Raw genomic sequence first — 3,990 nt, 5'->3', positions numbered from 1 at the left:
TCATCACGGCCGGCTCCCCGCCGGGGGCTGCGGGCATGGCGCCGTAGCCGCCGGTGCGGGCGTAGGCGACGGGGGCGGCGTTCTCCGCGCCAATGTCGGCGAGTTCGACGAGGGCGGCGAGTTCGGCGCCGAGTGCTTCGGCGTATTCGCGGGCGCGTTTGACGGCTTCGCGGACGGCTTGGCGGCGGGCTTCGCCGTGGGCGGGTGAGGTGGGGCGCAGGGCCCACCACGGGCCGTTGACCTGGGTCATGTCGAGGTCGCCGACGCGGGTGACGAATTCACCGAGTGCGGTGAAGTCGTTGAGGGCGGCGGTGATGTGGACGCGGCCGTGGTAGGCGCGGATCTTCTCGTCGCGGCCGCGGTGGACGAGTTCGGGGGTGATGGAGAGGGCGCCGGTTTCGAGTTTTTCGACGGCGTCGCCGTAGCTGCGGGCGAGTTCGAGGACGGTGGCGTTGCGGCGGGTGAGGTCTTCGAGGGCGGCGCGGCGGTCCTTGCCCCGGGCGGTGACGGTGAGGGAGAGGCGGGCGATCTCGGGGTCGACTTCCAGGCGGGCTTCGCCGCGGACGGCGAGGCGGGGCTGGTCCGGGGTGCCGTAGGGCTGGGCGGTGTCGGTCATGGGTCCACTGTGGCATCCGGGTGTGACAGGTGGGGTGGTCGGGCGGGTGTTGGCCGGTGGACGGCGTGTGGTCATGGAACGGAAACCTGTCGGGGGTGTTGCCGGGGGTGGTGCGTGGGTGATTATCTACGCGCGTTGTCCGTGGTTGTGTGCGATCTACACGCGTCACGGGTGGACGGGGCCGGGCACGGCACGACTGTGCGCGGCTGGACTTCGCACCAAGAGAACTGGGATGTGGGAGACGAGATGCCGCTGAACCGAAGGACGTTCCTGGGGACATCGGCCGCGGCCGGCGCGGGTGCGGTGGTGGTGGGCGGCGCGGCTTCGCCCGCCCAGGCGCACGGGCGTGGGCACGGTCATGGTCATGGGCGTCCGCAGAAGCGGTACTCGTTCACCGTGATGGGGACGACGGACCTGCACGGGAACGTCTTCAACTGGGACTACTTCACGGATGCCGAGTTCGACGACAAGGACCACAACGACGTCGGTCTGGCGAAGATCTCGACGCTGGTGGAGCAGGTGCGGCGCGAGAAGGGCCGTCACAACACCCTGATGATCGACGCGGGTGACACGATCCAGGGCACGCAGCTGTCGTACTACTACGCGAAGATCGACCCGATCACGGCGAAGCGTGGCCCGGTGCATCCGATGGCGCAGGCGATGAACGCGATCGGGTACGACGCGGCGGCGCTGGGGAATCACGAGTTCAACTACGGGATTCCGGTGCTGCGGAAGTTCGAGGAGCAGTGCGACTTCCCGCTGCTGGGGGCGAACGCGCTGGATGCGAAGACGTTGCGGCCGGCGTTCGCGCCGTATGTCATCAAGAAGCTGCGGACGCCGCACGGGCGTGATGTGAAGGTGGCGATCCTGGGGCTGACGAATCCGGGGATCGCGATCTGGGACAAGGCGAACGTGGGCGGGAAGATGGTGTTCCCGGGTCTGGAGGAGCAGGCGGCGAAGTATGTGCCGCGGCTGCGTTCGATGGGCGCGGATGTGGTGATCGTGTCGGCGCACTCGGGGAACAGCGGGACGTCGTCGTACGGGGATCAGATTCCGTATGTGGAGAACGCGGCGGGTCTGGTGGCGGAGCAGGTGCCGGGGATCGACGCGATCCTGGTGGGTCACGCGCACCTGGAGATTCCCGAGTACTTCGTGGAGAACAAGGAGACGGGGAAGAAGGTCGTGCTCTCGGAGCCGTTGAAGTGGGGGCAGCGGCTGACGCTGTTCGACTTCGATGTGGTGTGGGAGAAGGGCCGCTGGGTGGTCGAGAAGGCCGGGTCGAGGGTGTTGAACTCGAACACGGTGGCGGAGGACCGGAAGATCACGAAGATGCTGGCGGACGAGCACAAGAAGGTTGTGGCGTACGTCAACCAGGTGATCGGTACGGCGGCGTCGGAGATGACGACGGCGGAGGCGGCGTGGAAGGACGAGCCGATCATCGATCTGATCAACGTCGTCCAGGCGGAGACGGTGAAGGCGGCGCTGGCGGGTGGTGAGTACGCGGAGCTGCCGGTGCTGTCGCAGGCGTCGTGCTTCTCGCGTACGGCGCGGATTCCGGCCGGGAACGTGACGATCAAGGATGCGGCGGGTCTGTACCCGTTCGAGAACACGCTTGAGGCGCGTCTGGTGACGGGTGCGCAGATCCTGGACTACCTGGAGTTCTCGGCGAAGTACTACGTGCAGACCGCGGCGGGTGCTCCGGTGGATCCGGCGAAGCTGACGAATGCGGAGAACACGCCGGACTACAACTATGACGCGGTGTCGGGGCTGACGTACGACATCGACATCGCGAAGCCGGTGGGTTCGCGGATCGTGAATCTGTCGTTCGAAGGGAAGCCGGTCGACCCGAAGGCGCAGTTCGTGCTGGCGGTGAACAACTACCGGGCGAGCGGTGGGGGTAACTTCCCGCATGTTCCGCCCGCGAAGCAGCTGTGGGCGAATTCGGAGGAGATCCGGAACACGATCATCGCCTGGGTGCAGGCGAAGGGTTCGGTGGACGGTGCGCAGTTCGCTTCGGTGGACTGGCGGCTGACGCGGGACGGTACGCCGGTGTTCTAGGTCGGCCGGTTGGTTCGGGCGGTCGTTCCGCCTCCCCTGGTGCGGGGAGGTGGGGCGGCCGCTTTTTTGTGGTCAGTTGGGGCGGGTGAGGGGGACGAGGGGCGCTGTGGGAGGGGGTAGGGGGTGGTGCCGGTGAGGTGGTTGAGGATGGTGGCGCTGCGCCAGGCGGCGAGGCCGAGGTCGGGGGCGCCGACGCCGTGGGTGTGGCGTTCGGCGTTCTGTACGTAGATGTGGCCGGTGATGGCGGGGCCGAGGTCGAGGCGGTGGTGGGCGTCGACGTGGGGGCGTCCGGCGGTGTCGCGGCGGAGGTGGGGGGCGAGGTGGTCGAGGAGGGTGTCGAGGGGGCGTTCGCGGTAGCCGGTGGCGAGGACGACGGCGTCGGTGGTGAGGCGGGTGCGGGTGCCTTGCTGGGTGTGTTCGAGGTGGAGTTCGACGCGGGTGTTGGCGACGCGTCCCGCGGTGCGGACGGCTACGCCGGGGGTGAGGGTGGCGTCGGGCCAGCCGCCGTGGAGGGTGCGGCGGTAGAGCTCGTCGTGGATGGCGGTGATGGTGGCGTGGTCGATGCCTTTGTGGAGTTGCCATTGCTGGGGGACGAGGGTGTCGCGTACGGGTTCGGGGAGGGCGTGGAAGTAGCGGGTGTAGTCGGGGGTGAAGTGTTCGAGGCCGAGTTTGGAGTACTCCATGGGGGCGAAGGCGGGGGTGCGGGCGAGCCAGTGGAGGCCTTCGTTGCCGGTGGGGCGGGCGCGGAGGAGGTCGAGGAAGATTTCGGCGCCGGACTGTCCTGAGCCGATGACGGTGATGTGGGGGGCCTGGAGGAGCTGGTCGCGGTGGTGGAGGTAGTCGGCGGAGTGGATGACGGGGGCGGTGCCGGTGTCGGTGAGGGGTTTGAGGGGTTCGGGGATGTGGGGTTCGGTGCCGATGCCGAGGGCGATGTGGCGGGTGTGGGTGCGGCCGAGTGATTCGGCTTCGCCGTGGGCGTCGAGCTGGGTGTGGTCGACCTGGAAGTGGGCGGTGTGGGGGTCCCAGCGGATGGCGTCGACCTGGTGGCCGAAGTGGAGTCCGGGGAGCTGGGTGCTGACCCAGCGGCAGTAGGCGTCGTATTCGGCGCGGTGGATGTGGAAGCGCTCGGCGAAGTAGAAGGGGTAGAGGCGGTCCTGGGTGCGTTGGTAGTTGAGGAAGCTCCAGGGGCTGGTGGGGTCGGCGAGGGTGACGAGGTCGGCGAGGAAGGGGACTTGGAGGGTGGCGCCGTCGATGAGGAGGCCGGGGTGCCAGTGGAATGCGGGGCGTTGTTCGTAGAAGGCGGTGGTGAGGGGGGT

At 68.2% G+C, this 3,990-nt stretch carries 3 protein-coding genes; 1 reads left to right on the top strand and 2 read right to left on the bottom strand.

Going from position 1 to position 3,990, the window contains the following annotated elements; translation table 11 throughout:
* The coding region (locus EAO73_RS20540) for an SIMPL domain-containing protein (protein ID WP_147973567.1) at positions 1–616 on the bottom strand (616 nt) is incomplete at its 3' end.
* Positions 617–862: 246 nt separating this feature from the next.
* Between EAO73_RS20540 and EAO73_RS20535 the strand changes: the two genes are divergently transcribed.
* Positions 863–2,674 carry a bifunctional metallophosphatase/5'-nucleotidase gene (locus tag EAO73_RS20535; protein WP_147972959.1) on the top strand — a complete coding sequence of 604 codons (1,812 nt, stop codon included), beginning with the start codon at positions 863–865 and terminating at the stop codon, positions 2,672–2,674.
* Here the strand turns inward: EAO73_RS20535 and EAO73_RS20530 are convergent.
* Positions 2,671–3,990: lysine N(6)-hydroxylase/L-ornithine N(5)-oxygenase family protein (locus tag EAO73_RS20530; RefSeq protein ID WP_224756383.1), on the bottom strand; the 1,320-nt coding region annotated here is incomplete at its 5' end. The genes EAO73_RS20535 and EAO73_RS20530 overlap by 4 nt on opposite strands.

This window comes from Streptomyces sp. col6, assembly GCF_008042035.1.
Lineage (GTDB): Bacteria > Actinomycetota > Actinomycetes > Streptomycetales > Streptomycetaceae > Streptomyces.
Note: the sequence above shows the minus strand (reverse complement) of the source record. Positions and strands in the feature narration are given on the sequence as shown.

Bases quoted from the DNA above. Each gene is read 5' to 3' on its own strand.
- EAO73_RS20535 (WP_147972959.1), top strand. From the start codon at position 863: ATGCCGCTGAACCGAAGGACGTTCCTGGGGACATCGGCCGCGGCCGGC.